Genomic DNA, 19660 nt, shown 5'->3' with positions numbered 1-19660 from the left:
AAGAAACTGTCAAAAGGAAAGTGATTACACCATTTCACCGTTCTTCAGTAGTTTGAATGATAATTAAAATTTAAAATAAATTAAAAACGTCGAGATAAAAAAGAACCCTTGTGACAAGGGTTCTTTTTTATGGTTGATTCCTAGAGTTTACATTATGTTAACTAGTTTTTTATATGATATGCATACCTGAATGAAAAATTTTTTATGACTTTTTACTAATTTCATAGTCTAGTTATTTCTCTCCACCCATTCATTGATATAGTGGGTCATTTTATTAACGGATGGTGTTTGTGCATGTTTTTTTGTATTCATTAGGATTCCGAGCTGTCTAGAAACATCAATTTCTAAAGGCTTAATGACTATATCTTCAGTACATCTACTTAATAGCAATTTTGGGAGTATGCTTATTCCTAAATTATTCTTCACCATTGAAATAATGGTCTCATCTCCTCTGACTTGATACACAATTTTAGGCAATATCTGTTCCTGGTTAAATATATTTTGTACTTCGAAATGTGAATCTGAATACGGTAGAATAAACTCTGCAGACTCTATTTCTTCCAGAGTTATTAGGTTTAATTTAGCTAATTCATGTTGTTGGCTCATAATGACAAGAATAGGATCTTCAACCAAAGGTTGAAAGTCCCACTTATCATTATGAGATGTACCAATCCCAAAATCTATTTGATCTTCTTCTAGCCAGTGATTTAATTCAGATGCGTTTCCTTCGTATACTTGAATTTCTATAAAAGGATATAAATTTTTGAATTCAGCTAATATTTTTGGCATCCAATTTGTAGCTATGCTTGTGTAAGCTCCTATACGAATTTTCCCTGTTTCTAATCCATTAATTTGATTAACTGTTTCCGATAACTTTTCATATCCTCTTTGAATTTCTCGCATGGCATGCAACACTGCTAGACCATTTTTAGTAGGCTTGACACCATTTTTTTGCCTTATCAATAATGGAAAGCCACATTCTTCTTCTAAGCTACTAATCATCTGACTAATATTTGGTTGTGTGTAGTTCAACATTTCTGCTGCTTTTGTTAAACTCCCGACTTCAACTACTTTAATATAAGCATTATATTTTTTTAGACTCATTTAACCCTTCCTTATGACATAATGTTTTCTTATATCTACTATCACTTATATTTAGTTTACTTATATGTCCTCAGAAAATAAAATAAAAAACGAGATAATTTCAAATTTAAATTGATATTTAATTAACAGGTAATAAGGAGAGGAAATAGTGGCTTATATTCTACAGTTTTTTTTGGGTGGAACCATCATGGTATGTGCTTCCCTTTTAAGTAAATCGAGATACTTGTTTTTATCAGGTATTATCACATTACTACCCATCATGACATTGGTAAATATTCAATTACAAATGAGAAATATGAACATTACAGATTTTAGAGTGACACAAAAAAATGCTATTTTTGGCTCTTTTGGTGCAGTTATATTGATTAGTCTTATTTTTATACTGACGAATTGGTTTAAGCCTTTATATGCTGTGATATGTGCATTTATTATTTATACTCTTTACATGGTTGGATGTAAGTATTTTTTCTCTTAATAAAAAAAGAATCCTTTGCTGATAAAAGCAAAGGATTTTCAAATTTATCGGAATAGGGGGAATACGTTATTAGTCTAGCCAGATTTGTAGATTCATATACATCCAAATTTAAAAATAAATTTTGTAATCGATTCTACCTAAATAGAAACCTACTGTTTCTTCTACCTAAGTTCCCTTATTTGTTAAGTAAATACTAAAGCACTTCGTATATTATTAAAGTTTTACTATTTACTCTTAGTGACTACAAATATGAACTTATAGTCATTGCCTCGATTGTTGCAGTGTACCTAGCTATAAAAACAATATTTTAAAAGAGGGGATGTTCCTCCATAGTAGACAAATAAAAGAAAGCAACCTATTCTCCCTACGATGGAGGGGGTTTTTTATGGTGTCTTAGATCTAGATAAAAAAATGTCCCTCGATTTGAGGTAATGATTTATAAAGATTAAGTTATTCCTCATAGTAGTATTCATGACAATCCTCATTAAATTAATGGTTGTATTAATCAATTATTTAACTTCCCCTCTATATATTTTCGTAGTTTTTTCAAAAGACCACGAATCTCCATACATGTGTATAGAGGTAAAATAATATCCTTGAGCAAGATTAAAGGAACTGTTTTCTCTTCTTTATATAATTTAGTACAACTTCACGTTCATCTTCAAATAGCATATTCAAATGATTAATTTTAGATATAGGTTGCCAGAAATATGAGTCTACGACCTGGACTTTCTTTTCTCCAGCTAATATCTTAACTTCAAAATAGGTCATGTAAACATCAACACTATAGGTAGTTGAGCTATTCTCGTGTATTTTTTTTACTATCTCTACTTGATAACCCGTTTGATTCCATACTTCTCGAACACAACAATCTTCGAGCCTTTCATGTCCTTCGATAGCACCAGAAGGAACAGACCAACACTTTGGCATGTTGGATTTTTCTTGGGAGACCATTAATAATTCATCTTTATCATTTAAGCAAATTATTGCAAAACCACTACACGTACTCACTGAGATCTCCCCTTAGAAAAACATTTTAGGCATACAGGTGTTTTTAATAAATAGAACTTAATCAAACTGGATTATAATCTTAAGCAAGTTCTTTAAAAGATGTTATAGTGTGAGCTTAAACACAGGCAGTTTCTTTATTTGGTAAGCATAACTTTAAATACCACTTCTGTGTTATCTGTCACTTCAGCTCCCTGATAAAATGTACTATGCGAAACACTATGAGCTATAAATCTTTCACTCGTTTCAGGGATTACAACAGTATAATGAGTATTCTCAAAAAAGGTATCATATAATTGATAATCTTGTTTACCCAAAACAGAAAATGAAAACTTAATTTGATCTCTTCCCTTAGTCATTTTTCCATTATTAATAATTCTTTTTTCAAGTCCCACTTCTTCTTTGTTGGCTGTAGACGTAGTAAGGTATTTTACATCAAATACAACATCATTAATGACTAATTCTTTCACTATTAAGTCCTCCTTCTCTACTTGTTTCCTCTCCTTAATTCGCCAAAGATTAACAGGTCACCTCTTTTCTACTGTATAACATATATCTTTCCAGAACTCATCTGAAAAAGCACCCTGAAAGGATACTTAAAAGTTAGCCTGTAAATCTTCAATTTTTTTCTTGAGTTTTTGGCTTTCTTCCTCTAACTCGATGATTCTATCTTGGAGTTCTTTATTATCCCAGTTACTTTCTAACTCTTCAGATAACTTCATTCGCTTTTTATGGCTTTCAATTCGTTTTTTAGCCATCTCTTCTACTTCTTTATTTAATAGTATCAATTTCTAATGGCTTGTTATTAAATGTTAGAGCCTAATTAATTCCGATTAGGAAAGTTGGAGGAATCGTAAGTGCTAAGAAAAGAAGATAGTAGGCTTGATCAGGAATGGATAAGTCTTATGAAAGAAGCTTATCAATTAGGTCTCTCAATTGTAGAAGTAAAAGAATTTATATACTCAAATCAAAAAGGACCCGTTTCTAAATGACTCAGGCCTTTTTTTGCGCTTATAAAGTGCTCTATGTTAACTAAGTTTGTAGACTTTATACAGCTTAAAAAGGGAAAAAACCACCATCGGGAAAGAGGTAGTTTTTTCTAGTCGTTAAAATATAGATGTTCAGTTGATGCTCTATTGCATCTTTAATAGTTTGCTGAATAGATTCGTTTGTATTCATTCCTTTATTATTTTTCTTTTGCAATTTCTTTTCTATTAGGAGCAAGTGGTGGCTGTTCTAACCATTTATTTTTCACCATAATATTAAACCATTTTTTTGTTACCATTAAATTCTTTAGAATAACACCTTCATAAGCAGCTACAAGATCTGTTCGCATTGCTGATGCTAAACCTGTTCCATGATACGCTTGTGCAGCTTGGAACAAGAAACCAATATGATACATCATTAATTTATCAGAAAAGGGAGCGTCTGTTGAAGTTGTTACTTCTGTCTCCCACGATTTAGGAACTGGTAAATTATCCGCGTGCATTATTTTTGAAAAGGATTGTATTTGTTCATCAGCTGTTTTCTCCGAATCCTCTAAAAATTCCCTTGCTTCTTTTGATTGAGAGACCTGACTAAATCCAATAGAAAGAGTTTTAGCCATAATGCTTTTCTTAAGGTTGAAGGAAATACTTATGATTTCTAGTGCCGTTAAGCGTCTGCCTTTCCCGAAAAACCCATCCGTAAAATCCTGGCTAGAAATATATTCAGGGTTCGTAGCAGGATAAAAATAAGGGTCCCTCTGAAACTCCCCTTTTTCAAGTAATAATTCAATCGTTTGATGATACATCCTTTTAGCATCATTATCACATGTATCGTAGAAGTGGCGTAAGTCTTCTCTGACAGAAACACCTAATGAGGTTGTATGTCCTAGCAAGCCATGTAACGTCATGATATGTAAATAATTTAAGCAGAATATGTCCGTGAACAATCTCTTGGTACCGTTATTAAGATCAGACTCAGTAAATCCAATTGGAACTGGAAACCCTTCGTTTTCTATAAAAGCTACAATTTGTTTTTTTTGTTTTGCGAAGGTCTTGATAGCATCTTCAAAAATGGTCTTTATTGACTCATCCTCAATAATAGAGAACATATATCGATTTACTACATCCGTCATTGTTCCGTTTACATACTCTCCCCATAGTGTCCCTATTTCAGAAGATGTGAGTTTTATCTTATTTTTATCCATATGATCACCTCATGGATAATATTTACTAATTTATTAATAGATATGAATTTTATCTTAACAAAAAAAGGTTTTTAGCTTGTAATTTCAGATAACGTACATTATGGTAACTACGGTTGTACATCATATACAGCTTAAAAACAGAAAAAACCTATCTCTTCCCAGTCAAAAGAGGTAGGTTTTTTCTGTTGCAGAATTTAGTTGTATGAGTCAATGTTTAGTAACATCTTGGGTAGTTTGCTCAATTTTCTATTCACTATTCGTTTTATAATCTTAAATAAAAAAAGAAACAGATCTAAAAAGACTGTTTCTTGTAAAATTCCAATCCAACATAATACTTTACCCCTTTGATTGAAAATGAAACATGAAATATGATTATTTTTATAAAACTTATTTTGCTTCTGATAAATCACATTATGTTAACTGAAGTTATATATCTTATTCATATTTTTCAAAACTTAAGTAAACTTTTTTTGTCATTTTGTAAGAAATAGTTTACAAAAAGAATGAAATATATTACATTGGATGTAACAAAAAGGAAATTGAGGTGTTGAGATGCAACGAAAAGGAGCATTAACCAATCGAATTCCAGTTTTAAGGGCTGAAATGAGATGGTCACAACAAGAATTAGCAGATCGTGTTGGTGTTTCTAGACAAACTATTGCTTCACTGGAATCCAATAAATATAATCCATCTCTAATACTTGCATTTGAAATTGCTAAACAATTTAGTAAGAACATTTACGAAGTCTTTGATTATGAATTTGCGGAGGGAGAATAAAATGATGATGACACTTGCAGTAATTCTTGCTTTAATTGGTGGTTTTTATTGGGCTACGTTTCTTAATAAAGAAGCGAAAGATGAAAGAGGAGCACAAATACAAGGAAAAGCCAGTTCAGTTGTATTGATGATCTTTATTATAGGGTTTACGGTGATTACTATCTTCAATTTATTTAGTCCATTTACCAATGCCCAATTTCAAAATGCTCTTAGCTTATGCTTCAGTTTAGTTATCATTACAAATGCATTGTCTATTATGTATTATAAAAAAAGAATTTAATATGTAATAAGAAAGGCCATCTAATGTATTGGATGGCCTTTCTTATATATGCTTATAATGATGATTATGTTAACTAATTTTGCATGTGATATACATTTTTTACTGTGTAATAATTCCCTTAGGATATTAGCCTAGGACCCGTACCATTTCTGCTTGCATACCTCTTTGGCCATTCACTACTACAAAAGTAACCTTTTGCCCTTCTTTTAAGCTTTTAATAACAACCCCTTCAGTCCCTTTAGTCCGTTCAATAGCTGTAAAATGGACAAAAAGATCAGGTCCATTTTCTGGTGTAATAAAGCCAAATCCTTTCTCATGATTGAACCACTTAACTGTTCCAACTTGCCTTTCTGCCATATAAATCTTCCTCCTTCAGTATCAGTATTTTTTTGTTTCGATAATGGTGATTATATTAACTAAAGATATATATGATATACACCGGTTTTTAATCCATTTTCTGATAAAATAGTAATTAATAGTAATTTCATAAGAAAGAGGCTGATTAATGTGACGGTGAATGTTATTTTTAATCCATTTTTTGCTTTAATAATCCTTGTTATAGGAGTATGGATGGGAAGTACAGTTAATGAATTGTTTGGATTAGTAGCGATTTTAGGAGGTTTGTTGTTAGGGTTCTCTAACTTATTCAAAAACGGTATAACAATCAATAAAAAGTCAAAGGTTTTACTTTTTGCATCTTTTGTTTTCCTATTAAGTTTATTCTCATTAACTTATTTAGTTGTATCAGCATTTATCTTTAATTTCTAAAAAACACTTAAAGTAAATAAGCAGCTATAAGGATCTTCTAACGAAAGATCCTTTTTTAGTGCCGATAAGCTGTATTATGTTAACTGAACATTCATAGGTTATAGAGTCAAAAAGTAGAAGGAGCTACTGTCCCTCAACAGTAGTTCCTTGCTGTAATATAAATGTATTTTGGATGATCTAATTTATCTGAAGTAGTTTATACAGAAAGAATGATTGACGAATAACTCACAGAGATAGATTCTTTTTTAGTTATTTACTAACTTCCACTACGAATGGAACTATAAAGACTTTGTTACTGCGCTGAAACTCTCCCCAAACTTTATAGATGCCAGGTGAAGGGAATGTTGTATGGAACATAGCATTAGATCCTTTTACCCTTTCATCCATCGGATGTACGTGCAGATATTTTGTTGCGTCTTGATTTAGAATGACAACGTGTCCTACAGCTCCAAGGTATGGTTGTAAATCCTGAATAGGCTGTTTGGTTTGAGCGTCTTCAAAATGAAAATTTAGCATAGTTTCCTGATTCGCTTTTAGCTGGCTATCTATTTTAAGAGACACTTGATTCCCATTAACAGTTTTTACTAACTCCTTATTAGGTGTAAGGCTAACAGGAGCTGGTGTATTTCCTTTAACAGAAACCGTATGCATTTGAACTGTATCCAGTTGTCCTTTCGGTACAAAGTCAGCAATTAACTGAAATGATCCTCCCTGAGTAAACGTAACAGGTACTGTGAACACACCTTTTCCCTTATAAGTAGGATGGATGTGTTGATACTTTGACAAGTCTTTGCTTGCAACAATCAGATGCATTTTCTTTTCGTGATTTACCTCAAATTCGGAAATAGGCTTCCCTTTATTATCTTTAATTGTGATTGTTAACTGGTTGGTTGTATTAGCCTGAGGATAATGTTCAAACTTCCAATCGGTTTGTACGGCAACTTGTTGTTTTTCTTTTGAAGAATCGTTATGGTCCATGTTTGCCATGTCGTGTTTCATCTGCTTATGTTCAGAATCCTTATTACATGCTACCAAAGCAATCATAGTTAAGAGAGATACCACGACAAATAGTAACTTTTTCATATATACACCCTTTCATTGTAATAAGTACTGCTGTCCACTATTTATATCAAATAGATGTGGAGAAACTGTGCAGACCTATCCATACTCATACACAAGATTAAGTAACTAACGATAAGGAACACTATGTTAACTAAATCTATATATGTCATAAATAATGATTTCAATACTTATATTTGATAAAGTGTAAATATAAGGAATTTTATGAGGTAGAAGAGTTTAAAGACTTAAAATCTTTATGAAAAGGTTGATAAAATGAAAAAATCGTTGTTCTTAAATGAAAATTTTAAAATTTTATGGACCTCTCAGATTTTACAGACGTTAGCAAATACCTTATTAACCATTTCAGTTATGGTTAATGTCTACAAGCAAACTAATTCGGTATTAGGTTCAGGTGCTGTACTAGCATTGACTTCTCTTGCAGGATTTCTAAGCAATTTATATGCTGCTAAGTATATTAATTCATTTCATACCTTAGCTTTATTGAGATTTGTAGGATGGTCTAGAGGAGTTTTAACTTTAATATTAGGTGGATTAATTGTAACTCATTTTACATTCTCATTCATTTTATTATTGATTGTTTTATTTGTATTAAATTTTATTGGGGCTTGGTATGCACCTGCTCGAATGTCTGTTATTCCTCTAATTGTAGAAAAGAAGGAATATATTAGAGCGAATGGTAGTCTATCTGTTGTTAATCAAATTTTATTGGCTGGTCTTTGGGGAGGAGGAGGTATCTTAATCTTACTTATCTCTCCGTTTGCTATGATTCTTTTAATAATGGGTTCTTTTTTTGTCTCCGGCTTTCTAATTTATAAGATTAAATTACCTCATAAAGACACTACATTAACAGTTAAGAAAAAAGCCCAACCATTGTGGAGTTCAATTTATAAATCTCCCATCCTTATAAATATTACTATTATGGACTTTTTTGAGGCTTTAGCTAATGCTATATGGTCTTCTGCTTTATTATTAGCATTTACTCATGATGTACTAGGCAAGGGAGAAGATTGGTGGGGGTTTATTAATGCGTCTTACTTCATTGGTGCTATTCTAGGAGGATTAATTGTTGTATATTTGTCAAGAATTTTAGAAATGAAAATGGGATACATTATAGCCTTAAGTGGTCTGTCTATGGGACTATTCACATTTATGTTTTCAACAACTTCCAGTGGAATACTTGCGCTTATTTTTTGTTTATTAATGGGTCCTTTATATCAAATCAGAGACACATGTCAGGTAACGGTCTTACAAGATATTATTAAACAGTCTGAACTTGCTAAAGTCACAGCTGCTCGAAACATCATACTTACTCCTTGGACAGGTGTTACCTATTTAATAATGGGATATTTAGGAGATATGTTAGGTGTAAAACTTGTTTTTATTTTGGCAGCTGCTCTATATTGTGGTTCAGCTATCCTAGCTTTGTCATCAAAAACTTTGAGGGATTATAATATCAAAACTGAAACGGAGCAAGAATCTCACTCTATAAAAGCTTAAGCATTTATATTACAAATTTCTAACCTGCCGATAATACCTGTTATGTGAACTGAAATATTTAATTTAATTGTCTTTGGATATAGGATAAAATCTATATGAACTGAAATATTTAACGGAGTGTGCTTATGTTGTTAGTTTTGATTAGAAATTCTTTGATTTTAGGTATAGGATTTTATCTATCTATCAGCTTTTTACCCGAATTGTTGTATATAAACGAGACTGTTTCCAAGTACTTAATGGTGATACCTGCTGGCTTATGGCTTCTCCGATCAAAGAATAGATGGTGGTTTAACATAATTTCTGTTTTTTTAGGACTTATAATTTCATTAATTGCATTTGAATTCATTTAAAGCATACTATAAAAGCTATCTCATAGAATGAGATAGCTTTTTTACTTTTAGCTGCCGATAAGCTACATTATGGTACCTAAAGATGTATGAAATATACATTCAATAATTACTAATTATAATTAGACATCTTTACTACTTTTTTCAAACCTGTGGTTGATCCTAACCACTCTGTATATTATAAACCCTATAAATAAAATAATTGGAAATGTAGTTTTTATATTTCTAAGAAATACTTCAATCATCGGCAATAAAATAATAGCTACTATAATTAAGTATCCAATACTGTTTATGATGGTATATTTCTCTTTAATTTTCGGCATCTTATTTTCTAGCAGGGTCATTATTATTTGTCCACCATCCAAAACTGGGATGGGTAGAGCGTTTACTATGCCTAGGAACAAACTAATTTCAGCTAAGCAACTCAAATAATTAGAGATTTCATTAGAATAGATTGTTGTCGGAAATATTGTTAACCCTGAGTAAAAATATTGAAAAGGATGATTCAAGAAAACATGTATTAAGTCGACAAATTTTATGCCAACATGAAATGAATCTCCCTCAATTAACTTTATTAGCACAAGAGAAAATATGGGAAGAATTATAATACTCATTATCAATCCTGAAGCTGTTAAGATTATCCGACGCTTTTTAGAATATGTTAAAAATTCTTCGTCACTCCCTGCGGGCATCACGTACCCACCTAATAAAATCCAACAAATTTTAAACTTTATTGATTGTAAAGTGAACTCCCATAATATTGGGCCAAACCCAAGAGAGGCTTCTTTAATTTTAATTCCTACTAATTTTGCTCCTATAAGATGTCCTATTTCGTGTACGATGGTAGCAGCTATCATGATTAGTATGATTTCTTGAAAACTCATTAAATATCTCCTTTTAAATGTAATAATATAGAAATTATATCATTTTTAGTAAGTGATATTTGGACAAGTTTTTAAGAATTTATTTCCGATAATGATAATTGTGTAAATTTAATTCGAGAATAATGTAATATATATATTGAATAATGTAATGTATATGTTACACTTCAATCAGGAAGGAACTGGTTTATATTGAAAAACAATGTAAAAATATTTCGTGTACAAGCTGATTTAACTCAACATCAATTAGCTGAAAAAGTTGGTGTTACTCGTCAAACCATTAGTTTAATTGAAAAAGGAAAATATAATCCTACATTAAAAATTTGCTTAGAAATATGTTATGCAGTCAATAAAACCTTAGATGAGATTTTTTGGGTTGATCAGGAGGAGATTTAGAATGAAAGTAATAACAGACGAAAGACTTGTTATCAAAAACTTGAAAAATATTCGTTTTGCGTTTGCTTTTCAAACTTTAGCACTTGTGGGGATTGTAATATACGACGGTATTACGAAGGGATTCAATAATATTACCAATAATCCTATATGGCTAGTTTTGATACTTACCAGTGTTATATTAGGGTATTTGAACTTAAGTATTTCTGTTGACTCCTATGAAAATGAGAAACGAATTAGAAAAATGCCCTATTACTTATTAGTATTATGTTGTTTAGCTGCCGGAGTTTTTTTGGGTCTACTAACAAAGATAACATCTAATAGTAGCTTCGCTGATAGTATAATAATTGGTTCAGTTATATTTTTATGTTTTTTAGGAACGTTTTCATTTGGTTATTTTTTAATAAAAAAACGTTCTAAAGACGATGAAGAATAAATTATAAATACTTCCCATAAGGAACATTGTGGTAACTAAAATTAATAAGTAAGCCTATTTATGTTACAGTGTACATAGAAACATGTATGAGTCTGGAGGCAAGGTTATGAAACGTGCAATAGGGATATTTCTTATTGCTCAAGCTTTATTAACGTACTTAACTATTAAGATAATTTATACTCCTTTTATCGTTAGAACATTGGATAGAAATACTGGAGTTATGACAGTTTCATATAGTTTCCCTTTAACGTACTGGTTAATTTGCATAGCTTTGGGCATTATGCTTATAGTGGGAACTTACTTAGTTTTTGCTAAAGAAAAGAGGCAGATCTTTAATTAAAGGTCTGCTTTTTATTTCTACCGATAAGCTGTTTTATATTAACTAAGCATGCTTCTTTTACATAATCTAAAAAGAAAACAACTATCCTCGGGAGAAGATAGTTGTTTTCTACTGATAAATTAAGTTGTGGGTGAATCCTCATAAGAATTCGTAGGTAGTTTGCTCAAAATAAGCATACAGTATGTAAATTTAATTATATTTTAATTTTCAAGTGCTCATTTCTCTTCGTCTTCTATGTTATCTCTTACCATTATGCAGGTGCAGTGTACTTACGTGTTATTGATTGACCCGTGTAAAAGTTAAAGGTTTCTCTCCCTTAGATAGCTTTCAACTATATCTCTTACCATCTCTTTGAAGGACTCCTCTTTTTGAGGGTTCTTTCTTATTGTAATCTCCTTTGTAATAGAGTTCACTGTAAGATATACAGTTTCTCCTACCTCTACTTCTGCTATCTTTGCAATCTCTGCAGGCAGTGTCATTCCTAAAGAGTTTCCCACCTTGGATATCTTGCGTTCAATTTCTAACTCCATTGGTTCACCTCCATGCTAATATATAATACCATAAATGCATAAGGCATAAGGCATAAGTCATAAAAAACAGATGAAAGATGAATCAATGATTCTATTTAAACAACTTATTAAAAAGATAATAATCGAATATAAAGTTCACAACAACTAATCTTAATAATATTTAGAAAAAGTAATTCATAACTTAATTAACCATTTAATTATATTATAATTAATAAGTAAATGTATAAAGTTTGTTATTAAAATTAAAGTTTTATTATTTACTTTAAGTGACGACAAATTGTGGGTTTTTCTACAAAATAGATATTAAATGAACTTATTCTTATAAAAATTTTGTAGATTTGACGAGTGTATACGATTTTTTGTAAGGATATAAGATTTGTGTTCCATTTTAATTTTAAAATTAAATTTTATTACAATAAAGAAAGCCACTAGATGCACTAGTGGCTTACCGTTTAAAAATCGCTATATTCTTCTAAGTCATCATCGTCTAATGAGCCAGATATATTTTCTAAATCTGCAACTTTTCCTTCTTTCAGTTGAGGAACCTTTGAAGGCTCTTCTTCTTTAAAAGTATTGCTTCCTCTAAAACCCGTTGTTTGGGCTAATGCCTTTAAATCAAATAGTTCATTCTTAATATGCTCAAACATTTCGTAGGTTTTTTTATCTTCCCTTGCTTTTCTTCCAGTAGATGTTTCATCTAAATCACGTAGAATTAAAGACGAAATATAATCTCCTAACTTACGCGATTTAGCATATGTAGCCAGTTGATTATACACTTCATCACTCAATCGATTTGTCTTAATGGTAAACGCATTTTGGCGTTCTGACATCCTTATCACCTACGTTGTTAGGATTTAACGGCTTTTTTCTCTGCTGCTTGCTTCTTCTGAACGTAACCAATACTACGAATTTCCAAGCCAAATAAATTTAAGTGACGGCTATCTTGAGGAACCTTATGGTACTTGTCTGTACGTTCTTCTCCAATTTTTTCACGCATACTATTCATGATGGCAACTTCTAAAGTAGGAGCTACCCCTCCACAGTACACATATTTACGCACTTTGTTCGCTGGTGGTGGTGCGACATCATTTAATTTAGCCAATAAAATCTCTACATATTCTCGAAGAGAAGACTTGATTGTATTTGTTAAATCAATGGATTCGCCTGTGTTTTCGTTTTTTAATACAAACTTTTGCTTGCTGTAGTTATCAAGAATAAATTGATCAAAGGCACGTAAGTCTGTAAACAGTTCTAGAAATTTCTCTTTACGCAATTTATCAATATGCGCTAAATAAGGAATGCCTTCAATGCTTTGGAATGATTCACGACTATTGGCAGCTTTCAACCCTTCAGGTAGAATAACTACGTCAATGGAACCACCACCAATGTCCACCATAACTGTTTCACATTCTACATACTCATTCGCATCTTCACGATCTTCAAGGGTTAAGTCTTTTTTTAACGCAAAACGTGCACTTTCCCCCTCTTTTAAGCATGCACTTTCTTCTACTACTACCTTTAACGTATTTTCAAAACCAGGCGTATGCACGGTAAACGTATGGTCGCCTAAGAAGCGATTAGCCATCGCTTTTTGAGCCGCCCCAAACGTGCTCTCTTTCTTAAGAAGCCAGATTGGTAACATCGTAGAAAAATAGTCAATTTCAACTGTGTTATCCTTTTTATCCTTAGCATGTAACGCATGGTAATACGAAATGGCAGCTAAAAAGGTGATGTATGGAATATGGCTTGTAATTTTATTATGTAATTTATTAATGTGATTGTTGGCAAGTAATTGACTTGCGGCAATGTCACCGACCAAGAAATAGCGCTCTTTCTCTTCTCCTTGAATAGTTGTGGAAAGTAAAATACGCTTTTTAAATTCTTCTGGAGCTGTAACAGCATCTGTAAAGAAAGAATCTGCAGCTTCTTTTTGCAGTTCAACTACATTCGTTGGAAAATCAAATAAATATCCATCCATGATGTTCATATCCACAGAGTTTCCGCAATCTTTATTAAAACGTGAAATTTTCATCTCTATACACCTCATTTTTAAGTTGAACTTCTATTGAACTAATTATACATAAAAAAAAGAGGTTGGACAATCTTTTTAGATGAACTTATTTATCATCAAAAACTTACATATATCAACAATCATGTTTATTTAGTTGATCTTACCTTGAGACGTAAATTAAATTAGGATAAGAGGAATCATGTTAATAAGAAGGTACTAAGTCGCTTATAATGAAAAATACTATGTGTTGACTACATAACCATCACATCAAGTATTTTCATACATCTAAAAAGAAAAAAGGAATACAAAAACCCTGTCCTTATCTATAGAAATAAAAATTGCTACAATAGAAAATCTAACAACAAAAGGTTCTATTTAAATCTTCACATAGACGGTTCAAGCACACTAGGGTAATTCCATACATACAGTAATTAGAAATCTTGTTCCTTCCACATTAGCCCAATTTCTTGTTCGCGCTGCAAAACCTTCTCCAGATAACGCTCTGTTGTCTTACGATCACTGTGACCTAGTTCCTTTTGAATTAAAAAGATATCTGCCCCCTGCTGCCTACTGTAAATGGCATAAAAGTGACGAAAATAATGGGGCGTAATCCTGTCAGTTCGTTCTTTCACAAAAGGTAACTCTGTTCGTTCAATGATACGCACAATATAATTACTTAAGTTTTTATAGTGATAATACTCTCCATCTTTGCTCGGAAATAATGGGCCTTGATCGCTCGTATTTAAGGCTGTACTGACATTGCGTCTTGCTCTAAAGGCAAGAATTCGTTCATATAGGGAGGGATGAAGTAACTTATCAAATTTCTTTCCACCCTTACCTACTCCTCTTAAGCGATAATGCCCACTTAAGCTGTCTAGATATACATCTCCCCATGAAGCATTGGCTATTTCTTGTACACGTAATCCTGTCATAGCCAACATGGTTAACAATCCATAGTTAATGGGATGGTGTTTATAATAGTCTAGGATCTGCTTAACTTCATGATAGTACAAATCTCGATTTGGAATTTCTTGTTCTGATAGTGATGTGCTCAAAATTTCTTTATGCAACGGATACTGAATATACTTCGTTTCATGTAACCATTTCATAAAACTTTTTAAAATCGTCATTTTAGCATCTAAAGTTGCGGGTGAATAAGGTTTACCACCCTTACCTAACAATGCAGTACTTAAATACATTTGATAATTCCTTATGTGCCAAGGTCTTAGATTTTTAAAAATCGTTTCTTCTATATAATGGTCTACATCTTGTCGTAAGAATGACTCACTTTCTATTGCATACTGATAAAACTGCAATAAGATCCGTAGGTACTCTACTTTTGTGTTCTCTTTTCGTTCTCGATTCTTTCGGATATGCTTTCGTTGATGAACATAGTAGTACATCATGTCTTCGTCTGTAAAATCGCTAAACATGCCTTCGTTTTTTCGCTGGTGATGCTCATTTCTTTCTTCTAAAGCATCATAGTATGTAGTATTCAACATCAACGAAACTACTTTATGGAAATTCTCTTTTCTCTCACGTATCTCCGTTCCTATATTCATTAAGGATATATTTTGCATAAAACCTCTCCTTTCAATAATCTCGTTTTCTTATTCATATTTCTCTTTAGTGTTAAGGTAGTTTCTTCTCTATTTAAGATTATGTATCAATTTATGTGTATGTAAAAAGCAAGGGACCTCTAACAGTGGTGATAACGTTCATAACAAATTTAAAAGTGATAAAATACTAGTTTAATATTAATTATTACTACAGTTAAGTACGCATTAAAATTTATTTTTTAGAGATATTACTTCTTTATTTTATCTTATATAGAAGTAAAAGTGAAAACTTACTTTTTATAAAAACAGGATAAAATTTATATCATTTGTAGAAAAACAATGTATTTGTCGTTATTTAGAGTCAATATTAAAACATTATTTTTTATAAGTTAGTTTTACCATTTACACTTATAATACAATAACTTTTAAACTTTAATCTTATTTAAATATGATATAATAGATTATTAGTTAATAGAAAAATATAAGGAGTGTGCTTTATGATTGATAACCCCAGTAAAATTATTACCATTGAAGACGTGATGGAGATGTTAGCTATTTCATCTAAGAAAACAATTTATACATATATCCAGCAAGGAAAACTACATCCGATTAATAAAGATGACTGGCATATCGAGGGTCGTTATGAATTTGATCTAGTAGATGTGGTTCGGTTAAAAGAAGAATTAAAAAAGCCAGGACTTACGACAAAAGAAGTAGCGCAGCAACTCGATGTGTCCGTTACAACGGTCAATAAGTATATTAAGCAAGAATTATTACCAGCGTTCCAAGAAGAATACCGAGGAATCAATTGCTATTTTGTCCATGAAGAAGAGTTAGAGGCATTTAAGCGCACACATGAAATCGGGCGCAAACCGAGTAAGCGTCATTTTTATCATGCCGAACAAAATATTGGTTTATTTCAACTTTTTGTAAAGAAAGATGAGGAAAAAGAGCAACTTGCCCGTATCATCTCCGTAGAAGATCCGATTATGGCTATTACAGAACAACATGAGGAGTTAACATTAGAGGAATTAATTGACCGAGGCTTTGAAGCAGCCTATACCATTGAGTCGAAAAAAATGATTACCAAAGAAGGCTATGCTACTTTTACCTTTAAGCAAACAGCTTATGCAAAATCACATCTTTATAAGCTCATGGATTTATTTTATCAATACCTAAGCCCGACCAATATGAGGATTACGCCACAAGAAGAGAAAGAGCAATTTTTAATTGAAATCAAACCTATATTACTGACCGAATCCTCACACGAACTTATGGAGTTATTAGAGTCTGTTCTTGTCTCAGGTAAAATTAACAAGCGTAGCCGTGGCATTTATATTGATAGCGATTTGGAAGTGGTACGAGTCAAAGTAACAAGCGATTTGAAAGAAGAATTGCAGCAAAAAGCGAAAGAATTAGGCAAACGAAACATTGAAGAATTGTTACTATATGCTGTACAACAATTATAGAATGAACTAAGAAACGTTCAACTTTAATAAGACAAGCCAATAAAAACGGGCTTGTCTTTATCTATACGATGAAATAAAAAAGTTTAATAAATTATCTTCTTATTATTAGGACTTTAGAAAGTAAATTAATCCTTTTGATAGATTAATTTACTTTCTATTTGATTTCAGCTGTATTTTAAATATTTCCTCATGGTTTATGGATTATAATGGAAGTTATTGGCCGTTCAATACAAGTTTCAGTACTCTAGAAACTTGTATTTTATTGCTATGTAAAGTTAGCTAATATAATAAGTGTTATAAGTAAAAAAAGAGCATAAACCCGTTGGTTTCCAACAAGTGTATGCTCTTTTTTAATATGACTTTTAACAGTTATTTATTCTTTTAGTTCTGTCACAAATAATTCAAAGTATACGATTCCGATGCAAAACTGGGAAATGTGTCATAAGGATTTTCTAATATACATATGGATAGTGATGTAGCGATATTGTTACTCAGTGATACTTGATGCGCAATGAAAATCAGTGAGTTTATATAGATTCACATGAACTTTTATTGCATAGAAAAAACCATCGAAAGTATCTGAATGACAAAAAAAGCTAATAAACTACTTAAATATCTATGACGTACATTTTAGAGAAAGGAGTATCTATATGAGTGACTACTTTGAGGAGGTAATGAGGAAACTGACTATTGAAGATGTTAGCATTCTGGGATGGTTATTTCAGAATGAAGCAAACGCTGTGTTTAAAGCGATAAAGAAAAGTAGTATTGCAGATGAGTTTGAATATTCAACAGCTAACTTTCGTAAGACACTCAACAAGCTTGAAGCTATCCATTTCATTGGAACTGTTACTGGAGGAAAGGAACATAAATTGTATCTAACAGAATACGGTCAACAAGCTGTACAACAGGCCATACTTCAAGGAGAAGAAAATGAGGGGGTTAAGGAAATATGATAGGTATTGTAGGAATTGGTGCTGCAGGTGGGAATATAGCTGATTTAGCATTTGAAAATGGTATTAATGCTGTTGCATTGAACTTTTCAGAACGTGATTTGGAGTCATTAGATTTTGTAGAAGAGCGTCTAAGGCTTATAGGTAGCGAAGGAGTAGGAAAAAATCGAGATGAAGCTATTAATCTTATGGTCGATAAAAACTGGGAACTGGCACTGAAATTTATTAAAGAGAACTTTTCAACACCTAGTACTGAAATTATTATGGTTTGTTTTTCTGCAGGTGGTGGCTCTGGTGGTGGTATTGGACCGATGCTTGTGGATCTTCTTGCTCAGGAAATGGATGACAAAGCAATTGTAGCTGTTCCTATCTTACCCGATACTACAGAAGCATTGGTTCATCAAGTCAATGCACTGTATGTTACTGAAGAGCTTTCACGTCAGGACCTTTGTGTATTACCTATTGATAACGAGCAGGTGAAAAAGAAAAATCCGAATGCAGGAAAAGCTAGAATCTTTAAAGAAACAAACGAAACATTTGTGAACTTAATTAGTACTCTCCCTAAATATACGGATAGACACTCTAAGCATGGTGTTTTAGATAAGAAAGACTTACGTACAATTTTTTCAACAAAAGGAATTTCTGCCATTTCATCTGCAGAAATAACAAAATTAGATGAAGGGCAAGCAGATATTAGAAATGAGGGTATTACAGAAGTAATTAAGAAATCATGGGAAAACTCAATCTTTGCACCACTTGAAATGCAAACTATACCAAAAGCAGGAATTATATATGAAGGTCCACTAGACTTATTTACGATAGATTCAGCCCAACTATTTAGTTCCTTTAAGGGGGGAGAACCAACCCATCTATTTGAAGGAACCTATGAAAGTGATCATGCAAAGGTAACAACAATTTTATCAGGAATGCCTTATTATTCTACCCGATTAAAAACTATTGAAGAAAAAATTGAAGCACAACAGAAGGTAAAAGAGGAGTTATCTACCATAGAAACAGGTTATGAATCTAAGTTGAAATTGCCTAAGGCTTCTCATAAGAAACCACTACCTAGAAATAAAAAGAAGGCAATCAATTCAATTTTAGATAAGTATCAGAATCGTTGAGCATTTTTAGTATATCTATAAAAACAAACATATAGATATAAGATGCACTTTTTATAGACTCTTTGTTTACACAGATGTGGAGAAATCACCTTTATGAATCACTTGAAACCCTTACTGCCACAAGGGTTCTTTTTTGTAGAGTGTTCCAGAAAGAGTTGTTGTTTAAATTGGAAATAAGTAGGTGAATATTTGGTGTAGACGAATCTGAGTATAAGAATATACTTCGTATTTGTTACTCTAATATCAAAAAATTTTCTAATTAACATTTTTGCTATGAAACGATATAAATTCTATATTAAAATCAATAATTTATCTACTACAAATAAAAAAGCAGTTTGCATATGCAAACTGCTTTTAAGATGACCCGTACGGGATTCGAACCCGTGTTACCGCCGTGAAAGGGCGGTGTCTTAACCGCTTGACCAACGGGCCAA

General features: G+C 32.0%; 24 protein-coding genes and 1 tRNA gene. 12 read left to right on the top strand and 13 right to left on the bottom strand.

Annotated features, from left to right (window positions below; genetic code table 11):
• Nucleotides 1-228: 228 nt before the first annotated feature.
• Nucleotides 229-1104, bottom strand: coding sequence for a LysR family transcriptional regulator (locus tag POF52_RS29135; RefSeq protein ID WP_271997401.1), 876 nt, complete (start codon nt 1102-1104; stop codon nt 229-231).
• A gap of 148 nt (nt 1105-1252) precedes the next feature.
• Between POF52_RS29135 and POF52_RS29130 the strand changes: the two genes are divergently transcribed.
• The gene (locus POF52_RS29130) at nt 1253-1579 is read left to right on the top strand and encodes a GlpM family protein (RefSeq protein WP_029325397.1); all 327 of its coding nucleotides are present in this window, start codon (nt 1253-1255) and stop codon (nt 1577-1579) included.
• Nucleotides 1580-2185: 606 nt separating this feature from the next.
• Here POF52_RS29130 and POF52_RS29125 read toward each other — a convergent pair.
• From POF52_RS29125 to POF52_RS29115, 3 genes are all read right to left on the bottom strand, one after another.
• Nucleotides 2186-2590, bottom strand: a complete 405-nt coding sequence (locus POF52_RS29125) for an NUDIX hydrolase (protein WP_271997397.1) — start codon at nt 2588-2590, stop codon at nt 2186-2188.
• A gap of 134 nt (nt 2591-2724) precedes the next feature.
• The gene (locus tag POF52_RS29120; RefSeq protein ID WP_271997394.1) at nt 2725-3057 is read right to left on the bottom strand and encodes a hypothetical protein; all 333 of its coding nucleotides are present in this window, start codon (nt 3055-3057) and stop codon (nt 2725-2727) included.
• A 126-nt stretch (nt 3058-3183) separates the two neighbouring features.
• Entirely contained in the window at nt 3184-3345 is a 162-nt protein-coding gene (locus tag POF52_RS29115; protein WP_271997391.1) for a hypothetical protein, read from the bottom strand.
• 99 nt (nt 3346-3444) lie between these two features.
• Here POF52_RS29115 and POF52_RS29110 point away from each other — a divergent pair, with 99 nt between their 5' ends.
• The gene (locus POF52_RS29110; RefSeq protein WP_141425901.1) at nt 3445-3579 is read left to right on the top strand and encodes an anti-repressor SinI family protein; all 135 of its coding nucleotides are present in this window, start codon (nt 3445-3447) and stop codon (nt 3577-3579) included.
• A gap of 194 nt (nt 3580-3773) precedes the next feature.
• Here the strand turns inward: POF52_RS29110 and POF52_RS29105 are convergent, their stop codons facing one another.
• A complete protein-coding gene (locus POF52_RS29105) occupies nt 3774-4778 on the bottom strand; it encodes a DUF3231 family protein (RefSeq protein ID WP_271997387.1) in 1005 nt (334 codons plus the stop codon).
• A gap of 552 nt (nt 4779-5330) precedes the next feature.
• Between POF52_RS29105 and POF52_RS29100 the strand changes: the two genes are divergently transcribed.
• Nucleotides 5331-5555 (top strand): helix-turn-helix transcriptional regulator, encoded by a 225-nt coding sequence (locus POF52_RS29100; RefSeq protein ID WP_055992532.1) that lies wholly within the window; start codon nt 5331-5333, stop codon nt 5553-5555.
• A gap of 1 nt (nt 5556) precedes the next feature.
• Nucleotides 5557-5835 (top strand): DUF2178 domain-containing protein, encoded by a 279-nt coding sequence (locus tag POF52_RS29095; RefSeq protein WP_161515500.1) that lies wholly within the window; start codon nt 5557-5559, stop codon nt 5833-5835.
• A gap of 126 nt (nt 5836-5961) precedes the next feature.
• Here POF52_RS29095 and POF52_RS29090 read toward each other — a convergent pair whose 3' ends face one another.
• Nucleotides 5962-6192 carry a cold-shock protein gene (locus POF52_RS29090; RefSeq protein ID WP_013059979.1) on the bottom strand — a complete coding sequence of 77 codons (231 nt, stop codon included), beginning with the start codon at nt 6190-6192 and terminating at the stop codon, nt 5962-5964.
• Between the two features lie 150 nt (nt 6193-6342).
• On the opposite strand from POF52_RS29090, the gene POF52_RS29085 reads away from it, so the two are divergent.
• Nucleotides 6343-6603 (top strand): hypothetical protein, encoded by a 261-nt coding sequence (locus POF52_RS29085; RefSeq protein ID WP_098239825.1) that lies wholly within the window; start codon nt 6343-6345, stop codon nt 6601-6603.
• 249 nt (nt 6604-6852) lie between these two features.
• Here the strand turns inward: POF52_RS29085 and POF52_RS29080 are convergent, their stop codons facing one another.
• Nucleotides 6853-7686 (bottom strand): hypothetical protein, encoded by an 834-nt coding sequence (locus POF52_RS29080; protein WP_271997374.1) that lies wholly within the window; start codon nt 7684-7686, stop codon nt 6853-6855.
• Nucleotides 7687-7938: 252 nt separating this feature from the next.
• Between POF52_RS29080 and POF52_RS29075 the strand changes: the two genes are divergently transcribed.
• Nucleotides 7939-9183, top strand: coding sequence for an MFS transporter (locus POF52_RS29075; protein WP_271997372.1), 1245 nt, complete (start codon nt 7939-7941; stop codon nt 9181-9183).
• Nucleotides 9184-9652: 469 nt separating this feature from the next.
• Here the strand turns inward: POF52_RS29075 and POF52_RS29070 are convergent, their stop codons facing one another.
• Nucleotides 9653-10414 (bottom strand): site-2 protease family protein, encoded by a 762-nt coding sequence (locus POF52_RS29070; protein WP_271997368.1) that lies wholly within the window; start codon nt 10412-10414, stop codon nt 9653-9655.
• Between the two features lie 189 nt (nt 10415-10603).
• Between POF52_RS29070 and POF52_RS29065 the strand changes: the two genes are divergently transcribed.
• From POF52_RS29065 to POF52_RS29055, 3 genes are all read left to right on the top strand, one after another.
• Nucleotides 10604-10807, top strand: a complete 204-nt coding sequence (locus tag POF52_RS29065; RefSeq protein WP_271997366.1) for a helix-turn-helix transcriptional regulator — start codon at nt 10604-10606, stop codon at nt 10805-10807.
• A 1-nt stretch (nt 10808) separates the two neighbouring features.
• Nucleotides 10809-11240, top strand: coding sequence for a branched-chain amino acid ABC transporter substrate-binding protein (locus tag POF52_RS29060; protein ID WP_271997365.1), 432 nt, complete (start codon nt 10809-10811; stop codon nt 11238-11240).
• Nucleotides 11241-11346: 106 nt separating this feature from the next.
• Nucleotides 11347-11580, top strand: coding sequence for a hypothetical protein (locus POF52_RS29055; RefSeq protein ID WP_271997364.1), 234 nt, complete (start codon nt 11347-11349; stop codon nt 11578-11580).
• Between the two features lie 299 nt (nt 11581-11879).
• On the opposite strand, the gene POF52_RS29050 is transcribed toward POF52_RS29055, so the two are convergent.
• The 4 genes from POF52_RS29050 to POF52_RS29035 all read right to left on the bottom strand — a co-directional run bounded on the left by POF52_RS29050 (nt 11880) and on the right by POF52_RS29035 (nt 15701).
• A complete protein-coding gene (locus POF52_RS29050) occupies nt 11880-12110 on the bottom strand; it encodes an AbrB/MazE/SpoVT family DNA-binding domain-containing protein (RefSeq protein WP_271997363.1) in 231 nt (76 codons plus the stop codon).
• A 452-nt stretch (nt 12111-12562) separates the two neighbouring features.
• Entirely contained in the window at nt 12563-12940 is a 378-nt protein-coding gene (locus POF52_RS29045; RefSeq protein ID WP_271997362.1) for a hypothetical protein, read from the bottom strand.
• A 17-nt stretch (nt 12941-12957) separates the two neighbouring features.
• Entirely contained in the window at nt 12958-14142 is a 1185-nt protein-coding gene (locus tag POF52_RS29040) for an Alp7A family actin-like protein (protein WP_271997361.1), read from the bottom strand.
• Between the two features lie 410 nt (nt 14143-14552).
• Nucleotides 14553-15701, bottom strand: coding sequence for a tyrosine-type recombinase/integrase (locus POF52_RS29035; protein WP_271997360.1), 1149 nt, complete (start codon nt 15699-15701; stop codon nt 14553-14555).
• 476 nt (nt 15702-16177) lie between these two features.
• Between POF52_RS29035 and POF52_RS29030 the strand changes: the two genes are divergently transcribed.
• The 3 genes from POF52_RS29030 to POF52_RS29020 all read left to right on the top strand — a co-directional run bounded on the left by POF52_RS29030 (nt 16178) and on the right by POF52_RS29020 (nt 19226).
• A complete protein-coding gene (locus POF52_RS29030) occupies nt 16178-17149 on the top strand; it encodes a helix-turn-helix domain-containing protein (protein WP_271997358.1) in 972 nt (323 codons plus the stop codon).
• Nucleotides 17150-17799: 650 nt separating this feature from the next.
• The gene (locus POF52_RS29025) at nt 17800-18105 is read left to right on the top strand and encodes a hypothetical protein (protein WP_029325486.1); all 306 of its coding nucleotides are present in this window, start codon (nt 17800-17802) and stop codon (nt 18103-18105) included.
• Entirely contained in the window at nt 18102-19226 is a 1125-nt protein-coding gene (locus POF52_RS29020; protein WP_271997347.1) for a cell division protein FtsZ, read from the top strand. The genes POF52_RS29025 and POF52_RS29020 overlap by 4 nt, the downstream gene beginning before the upstream one ends.
• Before the next feature lie 360 nt (nt 19227-19586).
• Here the strand turns inward: POF52_RS29020 and POF52_RS29015 are convergent.
• Nucleotides 19587-19658 (bottom strand) — tRNA-Glu (locus POF52_RS29015).
• Nucleotides 19659-19660 lie beyond the last annotated feature (2 nt).

Origin of the sequence: Priestia sp. AB (genome assembly GCF_028369225.1) — a bacterium.
Taxonomy (GTDB): Bacteria; Bacillota; Bacilli; order Bacillales; family Bacillaceae_H; genus Priestia; species Priestia megaterium.
This window is presented reverse-complemented; position numbering and strand designations above follow the sequence as displayed.